Here is an 18,360-nt window from a genome sequence, read left to right as displayed (position 1 = left end):
CGCCCGGATGAACGGCCCTGTCAGCCGCCCCGTCAGCCGCCCCTCGGCAGACCCCCGCCCCGCCCCCGGCAACGACGAACCCCCGCCACCCGGATGGGGTGGCGGGGGCCTGGTCGTCCAGCCTTCCGTACGGGCCCTCGCAGGCCTCGACGGAAACGGATCAGACGGCGAGCACCGACTTCTCCTCGGCGAAGTGGCACGCCGACTCGTGCGCGGCCGGGGTGTCCTGCCCGCGGAAGCGCTCCGGCACCGCGAGGACCGGCATCTCGACGGCGCACTTCTCCTGCGCCTTCCAGCAGCGGGTGCGGAAGCGGCAGCCCGACGGCGGGTTGGCCGGCGAGGGCACGTCACCGGTGAGGATGATCCGCTCGCGGTTCGCGCGGGCGTCCGGGTCCGGCACCGGCACGGCGGACAGCAGCGCCTGGGTGTACGGGTGGGTCGGGTGGTCGTAGATCTGCGTGTCCGTGCCGATCTCCGCCATCTTGCCCAGGTACATGACGCCGACGCGGTCCGAGATGTGCCGGACGATCGACAGGTCGTGCGCGATGAAGATGTAGGACAGGTTGAACTCGTCCTGGAGCTTCTCCATCAGGTTGATGACCTGGGCCTGGACGGACACGTCCAGGGCCGAGACCGGCTCGTCGCAGATGATGATCTCCGGGTTGAGCGCGAGGCCGCGGGCGATGCCGATGCGCTGGCGCTGACCGCCGGAGAACTGGTGCGGGTACCGGTTGATGTACTCCGGGTTCAGACCCACGACGTCGAGGAGCTCCTGCACCTTGCGGCGCCGGTCGCCCTTCGGGGCCACCTCGGGGTGGATGTCGAAGGTCTCGCCGATGATGTCGCCGACCGTCATACGCGGGTTCAGCGAGGTGTACGGGTCCTGGAACACCATCTGGATGTTGCGGCGCACGGCCTTCAGCGCGCGGCCGGACAGCCGGGTGATGTCCTGGCCCTTGTAGAAGACCTCGCCCGCGGTGGCGCGCTCCAGGTTCATCAGGAGCTTGGCGACCGTGGACTTGCCACAGCCGGACTCGCCCACGATGCCGAGGGTCTCGCCCTGGAAGAGGTCGAAGGAGACCCCGTCCACGGCCTTGACCGCGCCGACCTTCTTCTTGAAGAGGATGCCCTGCGTCAGCGGGAAGTGCTTCTGCAGGTTGCGCACCTGGAGGATCGGCTCGCCGCGCTGGGCCGGCGTCTCGATGGCCGCCACGGCAGCGTCCTCGGACACGCCCCCGGCGTTGTCGTTCTTGCTGAGGTCAGCCATGGATCGTCTCCTTCCAGAAGTGGCAGGCGCTCTTGCGGCCCGGCAGCTCGCCGCCGTCCTGCTCGGTCACCGGCACCAGGGCCGGGACCTCGGTGTGGCACAGGTCCGTGGCCTTGGGGCAGCGCGGGTTGAAGGCGCAGCCCGACGGGATCTTCAGCAGGTTGGGCGGCAGACCCTTGATCGCGTACAGCTCCTGGCCCTTCTGGTCCAGGCGCGGGATCGAGTCCAGCAGACCCCGGGTGTACGGGTGGGCCGGGCGCTTGTACAGCTCGTGCACCGGCGCCTGCTCGACGATCCGGCCCGCGTACATCACGGCGATCTTGTCCGCGACGTCGGCGACGACCCCGAGGTCGTGGGTGATCAGGATCAGACCCATGTTGTACTCGCGCTGCAGCTCCGCGAGCAGGTCCATGACCTGCGCCTGGACCGTCACGTCGAGCGCCGTGGTGGGCTCGTCCGCGATGATCAGGTCGGGCTCCAGGGCCAGCGCCATGGCGATCATGATGCGCTGGCGCATACCGCCGGAGAACTGGTGCGGGTAGTCGCTGACCCGGGCCTTGGCGGCCGGGATCTTGACCTTGTCCATCAGCTCGATGGCCTTGGCCGTCGACTCCTTCTTGGACAGGCCGTGGTGCACCCGGAACATCTCGCCGAGCTGGTAGCCGACGGTGAGGACCGGGTTGAGGGAGGACAGCGCGTCCTGGAAGATCATCGCGATCTTCCGGCCGCGGATCTTCCGGCGCTCCTCGTTGGACATCTTCAGCATGTCCTGGCCGCGGAACAGGATCTCGCCCTGCGGGATCCTGCCGGGCGGCATGTCGAGGATGCCCATGATCGCCTGGGCGGTCACGGACTTGCCGGAGCCGGACTCGCCGAGGACGGCGAGGGTCTCGCCGGCGTCGACCGAGTAGTTGACGCCGTTGACGGCCTTGGCCACACCGTCACGGGTGTGGAACTCCACGTGCAGGTCGCGGACTTCCAGCAGCGGCCCGGTGTGTCCGTCGCCGTCGCGCGGCGCGGGGACGTTCGTGGTCTTGGAAATGGTGCTCACGGTGTACGCCCTCCTCAGCGCAGCTTGGGGTCGAGGGCGTTGCGGACGGCTTCGCCGAGCATGATGAACGCCAGGACGGTGATGCTCAGCATGATCGACGGGTACAGCAGGATGTGCTGCGACGTACGGATCGCCTGAACACCGGCGGAGATGTCGACACCCCACGACACGGTCGGGGACGCGAGGCCCAGACCGAGGTACGACAGGGTGGCCTCGGCCGAGATGTAGCCGCCGAGCGCGATGGTCGCGACGACGATCACCGGGGCCATGGCGTTCGGCAGGATGTGCTTGAACAGGATCCGCGTCGTGCCGGCGCCCAGCGCCTTGGCGGCGTGGACGTAGTCGGCCTGCTTGACCGTGATGACCGCACCGCGCATGACGCGGGTGATCTGGGTCCAGCCGAGGAACGCCAGGGCGAAGACGACGACCCAGGTGGTGCGCTCGGTGAAGGACTGCAGGATGACCATGGCGCCCAGCAGGAACGGGATGCCGAAGAAGATGTCGGTGAGCCGCGACAGCAACGCGTCGACGAGGCCGCCGAAGTAACCGGCGATCATGCCGACCAGGCTGCCGACGACGGTCACGATCAGGGTGACCGCGATGCCGACCGTGATCGAGGCACGGGTGCCGTGGATCAGGCGGGCGTAGACGGAACGGCCCTGGATGTCGTAGCCCAGCCAGCCCTCGGAACCGATCTTGCTCAGCTCGGGCTCGCCCTTGTAGTGCTTGACCAGGTCGCCCACGGTGGGGGACGCGCTGGTGAACAGGCCCGGGAAGACCGCGATCAGCAGCAGGAAGAAGATCAGCACGGACGACACGAGGAAGTACGGGTTGCGGCGCAGGTCCCGCCAGGCGTCGCCCCACAGGGAGCGCGCCTTCTCGTTGACCTGCTCGCCCGCGGGGTCCGTCAGCGAGGGGGAGGCGACGGCGTCCTCGGCGGTGGCCGCGGTCTTGGTCACGTCAGGCATAACGGATCCTCGGGTCCAGGACCGCGTACAGCAGGTCGATGAGCAGGCTGGTGAAGAGGTAGACGATCACCAGGACGGTGACGAGTCCGACGAGCGTGCTGCCTTCGCGGCGGGAGATCGACTCGTAGATGAGACCGCCGACACCCTTGATGTTGAAGATGCCTTCGGTGACGACCGCGCCGCCCATCAGGGCGCCGATGTCGGTGCCGAGGAAGGTGATGACCGGGATCATCGAGTTGCGCATCAGGTGGACACCGACGATGCGGCGCTTCGGCAGGCCCTTCGCGACGGCGGTGCGCATGTAGTCGGCGCGCAGGTTCTCGGCCATCGAGGTACGGGTCAGCCGGGCCACGTACGCGAGCGAGAGGCCACCGAGCACGACCGCCGGGGCGATCATCTCGGAGAACAGCTGGTCGTTGCTGACGTTCGGTTCCATCCAGCCCAGCTGGAAGGCGAACACCATCTTGATGATGAAGCCCAGGACGAAGACCGGCACCGAGATGATCAGCAGCGTGAAGATCAGGATGATGTTGTCCGCCAGGCGGCCGGCCTTGAGGCCGGCGATGATGCCGAGGCTGACACCGAAGACCAACTCGAAGGCGAAGGCCAGTGCGGCCAGCTGGAGCGTCACCGGGAAGGCATCACCCAGGACTTCGGTGACGGGGCGACCGTTGCGGATCTGCTTCCCGAAGTCGAAGTGCAGGATGATGTTGGACATGTAGTCCCAGTACTGCTTGAGAATGTGCTGATCCAGGCCGAGTTCGTGCCTGATCTTCGCGAGGGTCGCGGGGTCTGCGCCCTTGTCGCCGAACAGACCCGCCACGGGGTCGCCCGGCAGGCTGTAGACCATGAGGAAGATCAGCAGGGTGGTCCCGAAGAAAACCGGGATCATCTGGAGCAGTCGTCGTGCGACATAACGCCCCATTATGCCTCCGTTGAGATGTCACAGCGGCAGCCGACGGGGCCCTCCACGGAGCACTGCCCGTTTCCGGGCATGCTCGGGTCGCGGAAGGGCCCCCCAGCCACTGCGTAAGGCGCCGAGGGAGCCGGCCGTCAGGCGGCCGGCTCCGTTCGCGGCATGCGGACTACGCTTGGGTTTACTTGTGGACCTCGACGCCGTACAGGATCGGGTCGCCGTCCTGTCCGAACTTCACGCCGGAGACCTTCTCGGAGTAGCCCGCGTTGGTCTTGTAGTACCAGAGCGGGATCGACGGCATGTAGTTGACCAGGTCCTTCTCGATGGCCTGGTACGCCTTGACCGACTCGTCGAGCGTCTTGACGGAGTCGGCAGCCGCGATCTTGGCGTCCAGCTCCTTGTTGGAGAAGTCGCCCTGGTTGCCGTCGGCACCGGTGCGGAACAGGTCGGAGATGAAGTTCGCGTTCACCGGGTAGTCGAGCACCCAGCCCGACCGGTACAGCGACTTGACCTGCTTGTTCTTACGGGCCGTCAGGTCAGCCTGGAAGTCCGGCTTGCCGTCGCCCGTGCACTGGACACCCACCGCCTGCTGGATGGAGTTGCAGACGGCCTCCACCCACTCCTTGTGACCGGAGTCGGCGTTGTACTGGATGAAGATCTTGTTGTTCGGGACGCCGCCGCCGTCCTTGATGAGCTGCTTGGCCTTGGCGGGGTCGAACTTGGTGACGTCGCCCGCCGCGTTCTCCTGGTAGCCCAGGACGCCCTTCGCGACCCAGCCGGTCGCGGGCTCACGCGTGCCGTTCAGCACCGTCTTGGTGATGGTGGCGCGGTCGATCGCCATCGACAGGCCCTGGAGGACCTTCGGGTCGATCGGCTTCGGCTTCTTCCACATGTCGGCGTAGTAAGCCACGGCGATGGTCTGGATCGCGGAGTACGACTGGTCGACAGCGCGGTCGCCCAGGTCGTCGCGGTACACCGGAAGGTCCTTCGGACCGATCTGGCGGATGATGTCCAGGTTGCCGGACTTCAGGTCCTCGTACGCGGCCTCGACGGTGGTGTAGTTCTTGAAGAGCACACCGCCGTTCTTCGCCTTGTTCGGGCCCTTGTAGCCGTCGAAGCGGGTGACCTCGATCTGCTTCTTGTGGTCCCAGCTCTTGAACTTGTACGGGCCGTTGCCCACGGGGGCCTGGCCGGCGGCCTTCGGGTCCTTGTAGAAGGACGCGGCCAGCGGCGCGAACGGGATGTACGCGAGCTTGTGACCGAAGTACGGGACCGGCTTCGAGAGCTCGATCGTGAAGGTCGTGTCGTCCACGATCTTCAGGCCGTCCATCTTGTCCGAGGCCGGCTTGGCGCCTTCCTTCTCGGGGTGGACCTTGTCGAAGCCCTTGATGTCGGCGAACCAGCTCGACAGGCCCATCGCGTTGGCGATGTTGGCGTTCCAGTTCCACGCGTCCACGTAGGACTTCGAGGTCACCGGGGTGCCGTCGTGGAAGGTCCAGCCCGGCTTGAGCTTGACGGTCCAGGTCTTCGAGTCGGTCGTGGTGAGCGACTCCGCGTTCAGCATCTCGAGCGAGCCGTCGGCCTTGTACTTGACCAGGGTCGAGTACACGGACTTCATGACCGCGGAGCCGTTGGACTCCATCGTGTCACCGGTGAACAGGGGCTTCTCCGGCTCGCCCAGGTCCATCGAGAAGATCCCGTTGGGGTCCACCTTGCCCTTGGCGTCGGAGCCGCCATCGCTCTTGCCCCCGCCACAGGCGGTCGCTGCCAGGGCGACGACGATCGCGCCCGCTACCCACTTGGCGCTCTTGGCACCGCGCATGGGTTCCTCCTCATGAGTCCACTTTGTCACTACAAGTGGGACACCCCGTGCGTCCGTCGACACCCCTGACGACGTTCCACACACATGCCCCGAGTGTGCTCGTGAGTCGGCACTCCCCACAGTGCGTGACCCATTGACCCGAGCTCAATGGAGCCAACTATTAAGTACGTCCGGGCTGTAAACCACAGCTAAGCGGTCTCGTTTTGACAACATCGCGCCTACCGTGACGACCGAAATCCGGACAAAGTGAGCACAGACAGACAGCGACGAAACGGACCGTTAACACACGTTCCGGAGAGCGACGGCCGATAACCGGACACTCGGCGGTCGAAACCAACTTGACGAAAGGTTGGAGGAAGAGCTCGCGAAAAGGGCTCGACCCCCACTTGACGTGGAGGCCGAGCCCTTTTTGTTCGGATTTACCCAAGAGGCCTGTTATCAGCCGTTCTTGGCGCGCGAGGCGGACCGGCCGCGCTCCTTCTGGTCCAGGACGACCTTGCGGATGCGCACGGCCTCCGGGGTGACCTCGACGCACTCGTCGTCGCGGCAGAACTCCAGCGACTGCTCCAGCGAGAGCTTGCGCGGCGGGACGATCGCCTCGAAGGAGTCGGCGGAGGAGGAGCGCATGTTGGTGAGCTTCTTCTCCTTGGTGATGTTCACGTCCATGTCGTCGGAGCGCGAGTTCTCGCCGACGATCATGCCCTCGTACACCTCGGTGCCGGGGTCGGTGAACAGGACGCCGCGCTCCTGGAGGTTCGTCATCGCGAAGGCGGTGACGGCACCGGCGCGGTCGGCGACCAGCGAACCGTTGTTACGGGTCGTCAGGGTGCCGAACCACGGCTCGTGGCCCTCGTGGATCGAGTGGGCGATACCCGTACCGCGGGTGTTGGTGAGGAACTCCGTACGGAAGCCGATGAGGCCACGGGACGGAACGACGAACTCCATGCGGACCCAGCCGGAGCCGTGGTTCGACATGTTGTCCATGCGGCCCTTGCGGACACCCATGAGCTGGGTGACGGCGCCCATGTGCTCCTCGGGGACGTCGACCGTGAGGCGCTCGACGGGCTCGTGGACCTTGCCGTCGACCTCCTTGGTGACGACCTGCGGCTTGCCGATGGTCAGCTCGAAGCCCTCACGGCGCATCTGCTCGACCAGGATGGCGAGCGCCAGCTCACCACGGCCCTGGACCTCCCAGGCGTCCGGACGCTCGGTGTCGAGGACGCGGAGCGAGACGTTGCCGATGAGCTCGCGGTCCAGGCGGTCCTTCACCTGGCGGGCGGTGACCTTGCGGTCCTTGACGGCGTTCTTCGCGTCCGCGCCCTTGCCCGTGCCACCGCGGCCGACGAGCGGCGAGGTGTTCGTGCCGATGGTCATGGAGATGGCCGGCTGGTCGACCGTGATCAGCGGCAGCGCGATCGGGTTCTCCGGGTCGGCCAGGGTCTCGCCGATCATGATGTCGGGGATACCGGCGACGGCGCAGATGTCACCGGGGCCGGCGACCTCGGCCGGCTTGCGGGTGAGCGCCTCGGTCATCATCAGCTCGGTGATGCGGACGTTGTGGATCGAACCGTCACGCTTGATCCACGCGACCGTCTGGCCCTTGCGCAGCTCGCCCTGCTCGACACGGAGCAGCGCGATACGGCCGAGGAAGTTGTCGGCGTCGAGGTTGGTGACGTGGGCCTGGAGCGGCGCGTCCTCCTCGTAGGCCGGGGCCGGGACGTGCTCCAGGATCGTGGAGAAGAAGGGCTCCAGGTTCTCGGAGTCCTGCGGGACCGTGCCGTCCTCCGGCTTGGTCAGCGAGGCGATGCCGTCACGGCCGCACGCGTAGACGATCGGGAACTCGATCTGGTCCTCGTCGGCGTCCAGGTCGAGGAAGAGGTCGTAGGTCTCGTTGACGACCTCGTCGATCCGGGAGTCCGGGCGGTCCGTCTTGTTGATGCAGAGGATGACGGGCTTGCGCTGCTGAAGGGCCTTGCGCAGCACGAAGCGGGTCTGCGGAAGCGGGCCCTCGGAGGCGTCCACGAGCAGCACGACGGCGTCGACCATCGACAGACCACGCTCGACCTCGCCACCGAAGTCGGCGTGGCCGGGGGTGTCGATGATGTTGATCGTGATGGGCGCCCCGCCGGCCTTGGGGTGGTACTTCACCGCCGTGTTCTTGGCGAGGATCGTGATGCCCTTCTCACGCTCCAGGTCGTTCGAGTCCATCATGCGGTCGTCGAGGTGCTGGTGGGCGGCGAAGGCACCGGCCTGCTTGAGCATGGCGTCGACGATGGTCGTCTTGCCGTGGTCGACGTGGGCGACGATGGCGACGTTACGGATGTCGTGGCGCGTGGGCATGGGTGGCTTGCGCTTCTCTCGAATCGTGGGAATCGGCGTCTCTTCTCTCGTACGCCCGCCGGGCGGACGCGCCACGGCTATGCCCTATGGTACGGGGCTGACGCGCAAGGGGCTTCCCGGGAGGGGATCCGAGAGGGTCTACTGAGGGGTTCGCCGTATGCCGGAGGCGAGAGAAAAGGGTGCGCGTCCGGGTCTTGCTGCCGGGTCAAGGGGCGGACGCGATCCTGCCCGCCGGGGGCGCCGACGGGCAAGGAAATTGAGCTGCTTCTGAGCTTGCGCCTTGGATTTTCGGCCGGTTCGGGGGCCGGTGGGCGGGGTTCGTTTCGGAGGAATCACCGACGCGTGCCGGTGGGCGGCCGCCGGCCGGTGGGCGTCGGCCGGCGCCAGGTCGGCTAATTCTTGTCAGGTTCCCCGGCGGGACCGGGCGATCCGGGCTTCTTGTACCCGATGTCCTGGTACCGGGGGGCGGCGAGGCCCCAGGCGCCGGCGTTCACGACGTCCGGCTTGGCGACCACCAGCTGGGGGCGCTGGTAGAGCGGGATGGAACCGGCCGCGGCCCAGATCCGGGCGTCGGCCTGGCGGACCAGGTCGTGCGCCTCGTCCTCGTCGAGGGTGGCCGCCGCCTGGTCGAAGAGCTGGTCGATCCGGTCGGTGCCCACGCGCGCGTAGTTCTGCTCGACGAGGAGCGAGCCGTCCGAGGCGGGCTCGGGCTTGGCGTAGATGGGACGGGCGTCGGTGGCCGGGTAGGCGGTCGCGGGCCAGGAGTAGAGGGCCAGGTCGTAGTCGCCGGAGGCGATGTGGTCCTTGAAGAAGCTGTCGTCGGGGACCTTGGTGACCTCGGTACGGATCCCGACCGCGTCGAGCATCCGGACGATCCGGTCGCCGACCGCGCGCAGCGACTCCGAGCCCGGCCCCGAGGGCAGGACGAAGCGGAGGCTGAGGGCCTTGCCGTCCTTGCCGAGCGCCTGGTTCGCGGTGTCCACCGCGTACCCCGGGGCCGGGGCGGCGGTGCCGCGCGGGGCGTAGGCACCGGCGACGGGACGGCCGGGGCGGGCCCCGGCCTGGGGCTCCGTCCGGGGTTCGGCCTGCGTCTGGGCGCCGCCCTTGTCCTGGGTGCCGGTCGCGGCGTCCTCGCGCCGACCGGACTCTCCCCCGAGGCGGCCGGTGCCGGTGTCGGTCTCGGTGTCCGTGATCATGTCGAGGGCCGCGGCCTGGCGGAGCAGGGCGGCGCTCTGGAAGGCGGTGTCGGCGGCGGGGGCCGGGGCGAGCACGTCGGCGCGGCGGGCGGGACGGCCGGCGGCCGGGGCCGCGGGAGCGGCCGGGCGGTCGCCGGGCTTGTCGTCGCCGACGATGTAGAGGCCGTCGTTGGTGGGGGTGTCGTCCTCGGCCGTACGGGCAGCGCCGGCGCGGGCCGTCTTGTCGTCGGACTTCTTCTCCGCGCTTTCCTCCTTCGCCGCGTCCTTCTTGGTGGCCTCGCTGCCCGCCTTCGTCCCGGCCTTCGGCTTCTTCAGCGCGCCGCCCGGCACCCAGCCGGCGTCCGCGAGCAGCGCCCGCGCCTCCTTGGTGTCCTGCTCGCCGAGCGCGTCGCTGCTGTCGGCGTACGCGGCCTGGCCGGACAGCGCGAGGTGGCTGCCCAGGGGCTGGGCCGGCAGACCGAGCGGCTTCAGTACGGTCTCGGCCAGCTCCTTGCGGTCGAGCGCGCGGGCCACCGCCCGGCGGACCCGGTCGTCGGAGAGCGGCCCGGTCTCCCCGTTGAGGGAGAGCTGGGTGTAGGCGGGCTCCAGGGACTTGCGGACGACGAAGCGGCCGAGGCCGCTCTGCTCCTTCGCGTACCGCGCGATGGCCTCCTGGTTCTGCTCCCGGGCGGCCTGCGCCTCGGCGGCCTGCTCCTCGTCGGAGCCGTGCGCCAGCGCCCAGGAGCGCAGCGCGGCGGCGGGGCTGATCCCGGCGCCGGGGCCGTGGGCGAGCGCCCGCGTCCCGGCGGGGCCGGAGCGGGCGTCGCGTACCGCGAGGGCGATCCGCTCGGCGGCGGACCGGTCGACGTCCGCCAGGTCCAGCTTCCCGGCGGCGAGCGCGGCGGCCCGCTCGACGCGGGGCACCGGGGTCAGCACGATGCTGTCGAGCTTGGAGGTCTGTCCCCACCAGCGCGGGTTGCGGGCGAGTGTGACGAGTCCGCTGTCGTGGTCGACGGACTTCAGCAGGAACGGTCCTGCCGTCGCCTTGAGCGCGGTGCGCGCCCCGTCGTTGAAGCTGTCCGGGGTGCCCATCACCTCCTTGGGGTACAGCGGGGTGAACAGCGCGCGCCAGTCGGCGTAGGGCTTGGCGAAGGTGACCCGTACCTCCAGGTCGCTCTTGCCGCGTTCGATCTTCTCGATCCGGTCGTAGCCGGCGTTGCGGGCGGTCCAGTAGGCGGTGTTGCGGCCGCTGAGGGCACGCCACTGGGCGACGAAGTCGGGGGCGCCGATCTCTCGGCCGTTGCTCCACACGGCCTGCTGGTGGAGCTTGTAGAGGACCACCTGCCGGGGTTCGGTCTCGATGACCTCGGCGGATTCCAGGTAGTCGGGGTTGAGCCGGGGCCTGCCCCGTTCGTCGAGGGTGTGCAGCGCGGGCAGGACGGCTCCGGCGATACGGGTGGTGGCGCCGTCGGCGTCGGCCTGGAAGGTGTTGAGGGTGGTGGGCATCGCGTCGACGGCCCAGCGCAGGGTTCCTCCGTCGGCGACCCGGTCGCGGGTCGCGGGGGCGTTGTCCTGGGCGGCGGTGGGCTGGTCGTCGTCACTGCCGCCGGAACTGCAGCCGGCGAGCACGGAGAGGGTGAGCACCGCGCTGCCGAGGGTGGCGACGGAGCGGAGCGTGCGGGAGCGGGGGCTCCGGAAGCCTGTCCTCCCGCGAGGGGCGCCGACCTGGGCCATGACTTGTACCCCTTCATCCGGATTGTGACATTTGGAGATGATCACACCTATTGCTCCTACACTGAAGAGGACGGAGCGGTTCCGGTGACGGCGACACGGCGGCACCCGCGGCCAACCCCACCCGTGCGGCCCAATCGCCTCCGCGTCGGGGCGCTCCGGACGAGTGGCACGGCACGGGACACGCCGAACGGCGTCCTCGTGCGCACGGCTTTCTCGCGGGACGGCGACGGCCGGGCCGCGCGCGGGACTTCCCCGCGCGGACGCACGACGCCGCACCGGCCCGCGCCCACGAAGGCCGAAGCCGGCCCGCGGCACCCCGCGGGCCCTCGCGGAAGTGAGGGCAACCATGTCCGTTCAGGACGATCTGGCGGCCGTGAAGCGCTGCCTGGAGGACCTGGTCCGCACGGTCGGACAGCTGGAACGGAGCATCACGGCGGACCGGGGCGCGCCCGTGACGCCCGTCGAGGGCCGCGCCGAGAGCATGGTGACCATCCCCGACACCCCGTACGACGGCACGATGTGGGCCGACTCCGCCTCCGACGACGAGGGCCTGGGCATGCGCGACCGTCACGCCCCGTAGGGCGACTCGGCTGGAGACGCCGGGGGCGCGGGGCCAGTGCCGCGTGCGCTGGGGCGTCAGGTGCGTCCGGTCAGTGCCAGTCCTCCCGGTACGCCGCCCAGTCGCCCTCCTCCGCGGCGAAGTCGACGTAGAGCGCGAGGCCGAAGCGTTCGCGGTCCGGATCGGTGCGGCTCAGGCCGAGGCGTACGCCCCGTACCGCCGCGCTGACCGTCTCGGCGGACTCGTGGTGCCCCAGATCGTCCTCGTGGAAGAAGGGCATGCCCATGAGGAGATCGGTGCTCTCGGGGGTCACTTCCAGGGCGAGCGCGGTCTGCTGGGCTACGTACCCGCCGTACAGGCCCTCCAGCGGCATCCAGGTGTCGTACGACATGACCGCGATCTGGTCGACCCGCCGGGCGACCTGCCCGAAGAACTCCTGCGACCACCACTTCTCGCTGCCGCCGCTCACCACGCCGAGGGCCCGGTGGGCGCCCGGCAGCGGGTCTATCTGGTGCGCGGCGATGGACAGCAGGGCCTGGCGGGAGCGGGTGAGCCGGCGCAGGTCGTCGAGAAGCGACAGATAGTCCTGGTCGCCGGAGTGCAGCGGCTCGAAGTCGAAGTGGACGCCGTCGAAGCCGGTGTCCAGGATCTGCCGGGTGGAGCGCGTCACGGCGGTCCGGGTCGCGGCGTCCTCCATGCGCAGCCCGTCGGGGCCCTCGGTGGCGAGGACGTCGCCCAGCCAGGCGTGCACCCGGATGCCGGGCATCGTGCGGTGGACGGCGTCGGTCAGCCGGCGCGCCCGGGGGTGGCGGTCGGCGGGCAGGGTGCCGTCGTGCTCCAGCGGTCCGGCGTGCACGTACAGGTCGCGGATGCCCGTGCCCTTGATCCGCGCCGCGAAGGCGGCCAGGTCGGCGTCCTTCTTACGGCCGTCGACCCAGGCGTGCCCGAGCCAGATGGCGTCCTTGCCGCGGCTGGCGGTGCCGGCCCGGACGTCCCCGGTGTAGTTCAGCCGGAGCGCCGTGCCCGCGACCAGCACCGGCACGATCAGTACCAGGACGAGCCCGAGGGCCCACCAGCGCCCCCGCCGCCACACGCGCCGCCACCGCCCCTGGCGTCGCTGCTGTTCTCCGCTCACCTTGGCCCCCCGGAGTCATCGGTTCACCCCGTCACTCACTCCCACCACGGTAGCGGCGACTACCGACAGTGACGCGGGCCTGTGGAGATTGGTTTCAGCAGCGGGCCGTACGGTCCGGACGACGTCCGGTTCCGATACCGGTTCCGATACCGGTCGCGGCCCGGTCGCGGACCCTCCGTGCCGGACATAGCCTCCTTTTTGTGACGCGACGAGCCAGCGGGGCCCTGCTCTCGGCGCTGGTGGCGATGGGCTGGCCGCTCGTGCCCGCCGCGCCCGGCGCTGCCCTGGCCGCCGCCGCGGAACCCACCGGCGCGGAGCCCGCCGTCGTCGCCGCGCCCTCGCCGGGAGGCGACCTGATCCTGCCCGTGGCCCTCGTCGGCGGCGCGGGCGTCGTGGCCGCGTACACGTACACCAAGCGCCGGCGCCGTACCGAGACCCGGACCACCCCCGGCGGCGGTGGCTGGGGCGCCGCCGCCGGGGGCGCGGGCTGGGGCACGCCCCGGGAACCTCCCACCACCGCGCTCGACACACTCGGCCGCCGCACCCGGCGGGCGCTCGTCGACGCCGACGACGCCGTCCGCACCAGCCAGGAGGAACTGGACGTCGTCACCGAGCGGTGCGACGCGGCGGCTCTCCAACCTTTCGCCGAGGCTGTGGTGTTCGCCCGGGACGAGGTCACGGCCGCGTTCGGGCTGCGGCAGCAGCTCGACGACGACGTCCCCGAGGACGACGCGACCCGCCGCGCCCTGCTGGAGGAGATCCTGCGGCGCTGCGCCGCCGCCGGCGCCCGCCTCGACGCCCAGGCGACCGCCTTCGACCGGCTGCGCGACCGGGAGCGCGCCGCCGCCGGAACACTCGCCGCCGCCGAACACGCGCTCCACACCCGGACCGGGCCGGTGGCCGTGGCGCGGACGACGCTGGCCGCGCTGCGCGAGCGGTACCCCGCGTCCGCCGCGGCCCCGGTCTCCGACCACGCCGAGCAGGCCGAGGACCGGCTGGTGTTCGCCACCCTCACCGTCGGCCAGGCCCACGAGCGCCTCGACGCGGGCGACCCCGTCTCCGCCGCCGTGTACGTCCGGGCCGCCGAGGCCGCCGTCGGCCAGGCGGCCCTGCTGACCGGGACGGTGGAGCGGCGGGCCGCGGAGCTCACGGCCGCCGACGGCGAACTGCCCGGCGCGCTCGCCGATGCCGAGAAGGCCCTGGCCGAGGCCCGCCCGCTGCTCCGGGACCCGCCGGACGGCGCGCCGTCGGCCGACCCCCGGGGCCGGATCCGGCGCGCCGCAGCCGCGCTCGCGGACGTACGGGCGGCGGTGGACACCGGCCGGTACGACCCGCTCGACGCGCTGCGCCGAACCGTGGCCGCGGGCGCCGCCCTCGACCAGGCCCTCGGGAACACCCCGCGCACCCGGACGCCGCTCGGCCCGACGATCCTGACCGCCCGCTCCGCGCTCGACGCGGCCGACGCGTACATGGCCACCCACCGGGGCTCGGCCGGGGTCGAGGCCCGCACCCGGCTGGCCGAGGCCCGGCGCCGGCTCGACCTGGCCGGACAGCTCGCCGGCACCGAACCCGAGTCCGCCCTCGCCCACGCCCAGCAGGCGGAACGTTTCGCCGCACGCGCGCAGGACCTCGCCGAACAGGACGTACGACGGTACGGGAACCCCGACGGCCTGGGCGGCGCGGCGGACGGGACCTCGGGCACCGGCCGCGCGGGGCTCGGCGGAGCGGTGCGCGCCGGCATCGTCCTCACGGCCGGCGGCGACGGTGACGGCGCCGGCACCGGCGCTGTCGTGGCGGCCTTCGGCGGCGAGGGCACCCGGCGCCGGCTGGGCTCCCTGAGCCCGCTCTGATCCCCGTACGTCATCCCTGCTCCCCTCTCTTCTGCCGCTCGCGCTGGAGATCCTGCGGGACGACCCGATGGCCGAGGGCCATATGTACGAGGGCGATCTGCTGTCCGCGGTGGTGAAGAGAAGTCCGGATGTCCGGGAGGAGTGGCCCGAGCTCCGCGCGGAACTCGTCGGGATCCTCTCGGAGCTGGGTGAACTGCCGTCGTTCTTCCTGCCGGAGGTGAGATCCACGGCCCGGGAACTGCTGAGCCCCGGCCCCCGCCCTGGCACCGGCACCGGCACCGGCACCGGCACCGGGTGAGCGCTCCGCCCGTCGGCCGTTACCGCGTACCGCTCTCCGGCGCCCCGTGGTCGGCCACGACCTTGCGCGCGTACGCGTTGTCCGGGTCGACCTCCTCCACCACCCGCCGGGCCTCCTCGATCCGGCCCGCCTCGCCCAGCAGCCGGAGGAGGACGTACAGCGCGTGACGGTCGCCGTCGTCGGCGCGCTCGCGCAGCGCCGCCTCCATTCCCCGCTCGCGCAGCGCCCTGTTGAGCCTCCGCCGCGCGTGGACGCACGTCGTGGCGCGTTCGGCGAGTTCCGGGAGCCGGTCCGCGCGGGCGAGGAGATCCAGGTGCCAGAGGTGGCTGCCGTGCCGGTCCGACGCATCGGAGGAGCACTCCGCGTGGGCGCTCACCCAGGTGATGGCCGTGTCCCCGTCCTGACGCCGTTCCGCTTCCTCTGCCTGTTCGAACCACTTCACGGGCCGAGTATCACGCACTCCCCCGCCTGCTCACGTCCTCTCAGAACATGCTGAGCAGCTGGTCGACCGTGGGCTCCGGCGATCCCTCCCCGTCCGGCAGCGCCAGTTCGAACCACACCGTCTTGCCGCGCGGCGTACGGCGCGAGCCCCAGGCCGCGCTGAGCAGACCGACCAGCTGCAGCCCGCGGCCGCCCTCGTCGGTGTCCTTCGCGCGCCGCCGCCGGGGCTGCACCAGGCCCGCGTCCCACACCTCGCAGACCAGGGTGCGCTCGCGCAGCAGCCGCAGCCGGATCTCGCCCTCGCCGTAGCGCAGGGCGTTGGTGACGAGTTCGCTGACGAGCAGTTCGACGGTGTCCACCAGCGGCTCCAGCTCCCAGGCGGTGAGCTGGGCGCGGGCCAGTTCGCGGGCACGGCCGACCGAACGGGGCTCGCGGGGCAGCCGCCAGTCCCCCACGGCCTCGCTGGGCAGGCCCTGGATCCTGGCCATGAGCAGGGCGATGTCGTCCTCGCCGTGCCCGGTGTCGAGGGTGGTCAGGACGTGGTCGCAGACGTCCTCCAGCGGCCGGTCGGGGCCGGTGAGGGCGCTGCGGAAGGCGTTCAGTCCCTCGTCGAGCGGATGGTCACGGGATTCGACGAGCCCGTCGGTGTAGAGGGCCAGCAGCGCGCCCTCGGGCAGTTCGACGGTGACCTCCTCGAACGGCTCGCCGCCGACGCCGAGCGGCATCCCCGGCGGCACGTCGAGCAGCCGGGCCGGCGCGCCGGGCTCGACCAGGACGGGCGGCAGATGGCCCGCGTTGGCGAACGTACACCGGCGGGTGACCGGGTCGTAGACGGCGTAGACGCAGGTGGCGAGGTAGACCTCGGCCAGTTCGGGACCGCGGGCCTTGTGCGCGCGGGCGGACTGCTGGGCGCCGGCCGGGGCGCCGAGGCCGCGGGCGGTCTCGTCGAGGTGGGACAGCACCTCGGCCGGTTCGAGGTCGAGCTGGGCGAGGGTGCGGACGGCGGTGCGCAGTTCGCCCATGGCGACGGCGGCGCGCAGACCGCGGCCCATGACGTCGCCGATGACCAGGGCGGTGCGGTGGCCGGGGAGTTCGATGACGTCGAACCAGTCGCCGCCGACCTCGGAGCCGACCGTGCCGGGGAGGTAGCGGCAGGCGATGTCGAGGCCGGCGGCCTCGGGGTCGCCGGGCGGCAGCAGGCTGCGCTGGAGGATGAGGGCGCGTTCGTGCTCGCGCCGGTAGAGGCGGGCGTTGTCGATGCAGACGGCGGCGCGGGCGGCGAGTTCGACGGCGAGGGCGCGGTCGCGCGTGCCGAAGGGTTCGCTGCCCATGGCGCGCGAGAACTGGGCGAGGCCGACGACGGTGTCGTGGGCGACCATCGGGACGACGAGGGTGGACTGGACGATGCTGCCGTCCGGGCCGGGGACGGTGTGCACACGGCCGGTGCGCAGGGCTCCGGCGCAGGGCGAGTTGAAGGGGAAGCGGTGGACGGAGCCGACCTTGATGGGCTCGGGGTCGCCGCACGCGTCCCCGGCGAACGGGGCGACGGCGTTGTCCGTACGGTCCGGTGCCGCGGCGCCTTGGACCCCGCCCTCCCGGCCTGTGGCGGCCGGGTCCGCGCCGTCCCGGCCCTTGGCAACCTGCCCCGGGGCGGCCGTGGTGGTCTCGGCCGCCTGTCCGTCGCGCGACGGCGGGACGTCCGGTGCCGGCGCGCCGGGGTGCCGCTGCCTGCCGAGGCGTACGGGGGTGTCGGGCACCGCGCTGGCGACCGCGACCCGGCGCACCTCGGCGCTGCCCGCCCCCCCGTACCCGACGTCGGTCGAACTGCCCCAGCGGCCGGGCGGGGCCTCGTCGCCGGTGAGCAGTCCCTGGTAGAGGTCGACGGCCGCGAAGTCGCAGAAGCCGGGGACGGCGACGTCGAGCAGCTCGCGGGCGGTGGCCTGCAGGTCCAGGGTGGTGCCGATGCGGGCGCCGGCCTCGTTGAGCAGGGCGAGGTTGCGCCGGGCGCTGGCGGCCTCGCGGGCCGCGTTGTAGCGGCGGGTGACGTCGATGCCGAGGCCGGCGACGCCGACCGGGCGGCCGCTGCCGCTGTGCACGCGGTAGAGGTTGATGGACCAGTGGCGCCGGTCCCGGGTGCCGGGGGCGGCGCCGACGATCTCCAGGTCGGTGACGGCCTCGCCGGTCTCCAGGACCGTGCGCAGGGCCGCGGTCAGCCGCTCGGCCTCGGCGTGGGGGAGATAGTCGTACGCGGTCCGGCCGCGGTGGTCGTCGGTGGTGCCGCCGAAGACCGTGGCGAAGCGGCGGTTTGTCCGTTTCACGGTGAGGTCGGTACCGAAGAGCAGGAAGCCGAAGGGGGATTGGCCGAAAATCGCCTGCGAGGCGGCGAGGTCGGTCTCGATCCGGCGCAGGGCGCGGACGTCGACGACGATGCACAGCGCGGTCCGCTCGCCGTTCTCGGTCTCACTCGGCATCACGTACATCTCGGCGATGCCGTGCGGCTGCTCCTCGCCCGGCTGACGGAAGGGGACGAGGCCCGTCCACTCCTTGCCGTCCAGGATCTCCCGGACCCGCCGGTGGCCGCGCTCGCGGAGGTTCGCGGGCATGAACACCTCGACCGGGTCCTTGCCCCGGGCCTCCTCGGCGCTCACTCCGAAGAGCTCGACGGCACGTCTGCTCCACTGGTCGACCAGCCCGTCGGGGCCGATCGAGAAGGACGCGACCCGGATGTAGTCATAGATCGACCCGGGCGGGCTGCTCTGCCACACGACGCCCCGCGTCGCCCCGCTCACCGTCTCAGGTATCTC

13 protein-coding genes are annotated in these 18,360 nt (G+C 71.0%); 3 read left to right on the top strand and 10 right to left on the bottom strand.

Annotated features, from left to right (window positions below):
• Positions 1–160: 160 nt before the first annotated feature.
• From ABZ693_RS25030 to ABZ693_RS25000, 7 genes are all read right to left on the bottom strand, one after another.
• Positions 161–1,267 (bottom strand): ABC transporter ATP-binding protein, encoded by a 1,107-nt coding sequence (locus ABZ693_RS25030; protein WP_359881270.1) that lies wholly within the window; start codon positions 1,265–1,267, stop codon positions 161–163.
• On the bottom strand, positions 1,260–2,318 hold the full coding sequence (locus tag ABZ693_RS25025) for an ABC transporter ATP-binding protein (RefSeq protein ID WP_359881267.1): 1,059 nt from the start codon (positions 2,316–2,318) through the stop codon (positions 1,260–1,262). The genes ABZ693_RS25030 and ABZ693_RS25025 overlap by 8 nt, the downstream gene beginning before the upstream one ends.
• A 14-nt stretch (positions 2,319–2,332) precedes the next feature.
• Positions 2,333–3,286, bottom strand: a complete 954-nt coding sequence (locus ABZ693_RS25020; RefSeq protein ID WP_359881265.1) for an ABC transporter permease — start codon at positions 3,284–3,286, stop codon at positions 2,333–2,335.
• The gene (locus tag ABZ693_RS25015) at positions 3,279–4,211 is read right to left on the bottom strand and encodes an ABC transporter permease (RefSeq protein WP_359881262.1); all 933 of its coding nucleotides are present in this window, start codon (positions 4,209–4,211) and stop codon (positions 3,279–3,281) included. The genes ABZ693_RS25020 and ABZ693_RS25015 overlap by 8 nt, the downstream gene beginning before the upstream one ends.
• A 172-nt stretch (positions 4,212–4,383) precedes the next feature.
• Complete coding sequence (locus ABZ693_RS25010; RefSeq protein ID WP_359881260.1) at positions 4,384–6,024, bottom strand: peptide ABC transporter substrate-binding protein; 1,641 nt, start codon at positions 6,022–6,024, stop codon at positions 4,384–4,386.
• 438 nt (positions 6,025–6,462) lie between these two features.
• Complete coding sequence (gene typA, locus ABZ693_RS25005; RefSeq protein ID WP_359881257.1) at positions 6,463–8,364, bottom strand: translational GTPase TypA; 1,902 nt, start codon at positions 8,362–8,364, stop codon at positions 6,463–6,465.
• Positions 8,365–8,756: 392 nt separating this feature from the next.
• Positions 8,757–11,273, bottom strand: a complete 2,517-nt coding sequence (locus tag ABZ693_RS25000; protein WP_359881253.1) for an ABC transporter family substrate-binding protein — start codon at positions 11,271–11,273, stop codon at positions 8,757–8,759.
• A 346-nt stretch (positions 11,274–11,619) separates the two neighbouring features.
• Between ABZ693_RS25000 and ABZ693_RS24995 the strand changes: the two genes are divergently transcribed.
• Positions 11,620–11,853, top strand: a complete 234-nt coding sequence (locus tag ABZ693_RS24995) for an Rv0250c family protein (RefSeq protein ID WP_359881251.1) — start codon at positions 11,620–11,622, stop codon at positions 11,851–11,853.
• A gap of 70 nt (positions 11,854–11,923) precedes the next feature.
• Here the strand turns inward: ABZ693_RS24995 and ABZ693_RS24990 are convergent, their stop codons facing one another.
• Complete coding sequence (locus ABZ693_RS24990) at positions 11,924–12,967, bottom strand: glycoside hydrolase family 18 protein (protein ID WP_435842527.1); 1,044 nt, start codon at positions 12,965–12,967, stop codon at positions 11,924–11,926.
• A 200-nt stretch (positions 12,968–13,167) separates the two neighbouring features.
• On the opposite strand from ABZ693_RS24990, the gene ABZ693_RS24985 reads away from it, so the two are divergent.
• Both ABZ693_RS24985 and ABZ693_RS24980 read left to right on the top strand, forming a co-directional pair.
• Positions 13,168–14,817 carry a TPM domain-containing protein gene (locus ABZ693_RS24985; RefSeq protein WP_359881249.1) on the top strand — a complete coding sequence of 550 codons (1,650 nt, stop codon included), beginning with the start codon at positions 13,168–13,170 and terminating at the stop codon, positions 14,815–14,817.
• Between the two features lie 16 nt (positions 14,818–14,833).
• Entirely contained in the window at positions 14,834–15,115 is a 282-nt protein-coding gene (locus ABZ693_RS24980) for a contact-dependent growth inhibition system immunity protein (protein WP_359881308.1), read from the top strand.
• Positions 15,116–15,134: 19 nt separating this feature from the next.
• Here ABZ693_RS24980 and ABZ693_RS24975 read toward each other — a convergent pair whose 3' ends face one another.
• Together ABZ693_RS24975 and ABZ693_RS24970 are read right to left on the bottom strand one after the other, a co-directional pair.
• Complete coding sequence (locus tag ABZ693_RS24975; RefSeq protein WP_359881247.1) at positions 15,135–15,557, bottom strand: hypothetical protein; 423 nt, start codon at positions 15,555–15,557, stop codon at positions 15,135–15,137.
• Positions 15,558–15,597: 40 nt separating this feature from the next.
• Positions 15,598–18,321 carry a SpoIIE family protein phosphatase gene (locus tag ABZ693_RS24970; protein WP_359881305.1) on the bottom strand — a complete coding sequence of 908 codons (2,724 nt, stop codon included), beginning with the start codon at positions 18,319–18,321 and terminating at the stop codon, positions 15,598–15,600.
• Between the last annotated feature and the right edge of the window lie 39 nt (positions 18,322–18,360).

It is taken from the genome of Streptomyces laurentii (assembly GCF_040635425.1).
GTDB lineage: Bacteria > Actinomycetota > Actinomycetes > Streptomycetales > Streptomycetaceae > Streptomyces > Streptomyces laurentii.
This window is presented reverse-complemented; position numbering and strand designations above follow the sequence as displayed.

Bases quoted from the DNA above. Each gene is read 5' to 3' on its own strand.
- ABZ693_RS25030 (WP_359881270.1), bottom strand. From the start codon at position 1,267: ATGGCTGACCTCAGCAAGAACGACAACGCCGGGGGCGTGTCCGAGGAC.
- ABZ693_RS25020 (WP_359881265.1), bottom strand. From the start codon at position 3,286: ATGCCTGACGTGACCAAGACCGCGGCCACCGCCGAGGACGCCGTCGCC.
- ABZ693_RS25015 (WP_359881262.1), bottom strand. From the start codon at position 4,211: ATGGGGCGTTATGTCGCACGACGACTGCTCCAGATGATCCCGGTTTTC.
- ABZ693_RS25010 (WP_359881260.1), bottom strand. From the start codon at position 6,024: ATGCGCGGTGCCAAGAGCGCCAAGTGGGTAGCGGGCGCGATCGTCGTC.
- typA (WP_359881257.1), bottom strand. From the start codon at position 8,364: ATGCCCACGCGCCACGACATCCGTAACGTCGCCATCGTCGCCCACGTC.
- ABZ693_RS25000 (WP_359881253.1), bottom strand. From the start codon at position 11,273: ATGGCCCAGGTCGGCGCCCCTCGCGGGAGGACAGGCTTCCGGAGCCCC.
- ABZ693_RS24995 (WP_359881251.1), top strand. From the start codon at position 11,620: ATGTCCGTTCAGGACGATCTGGCGGCCGTGAAGCGCTGCCTGGAGGAC.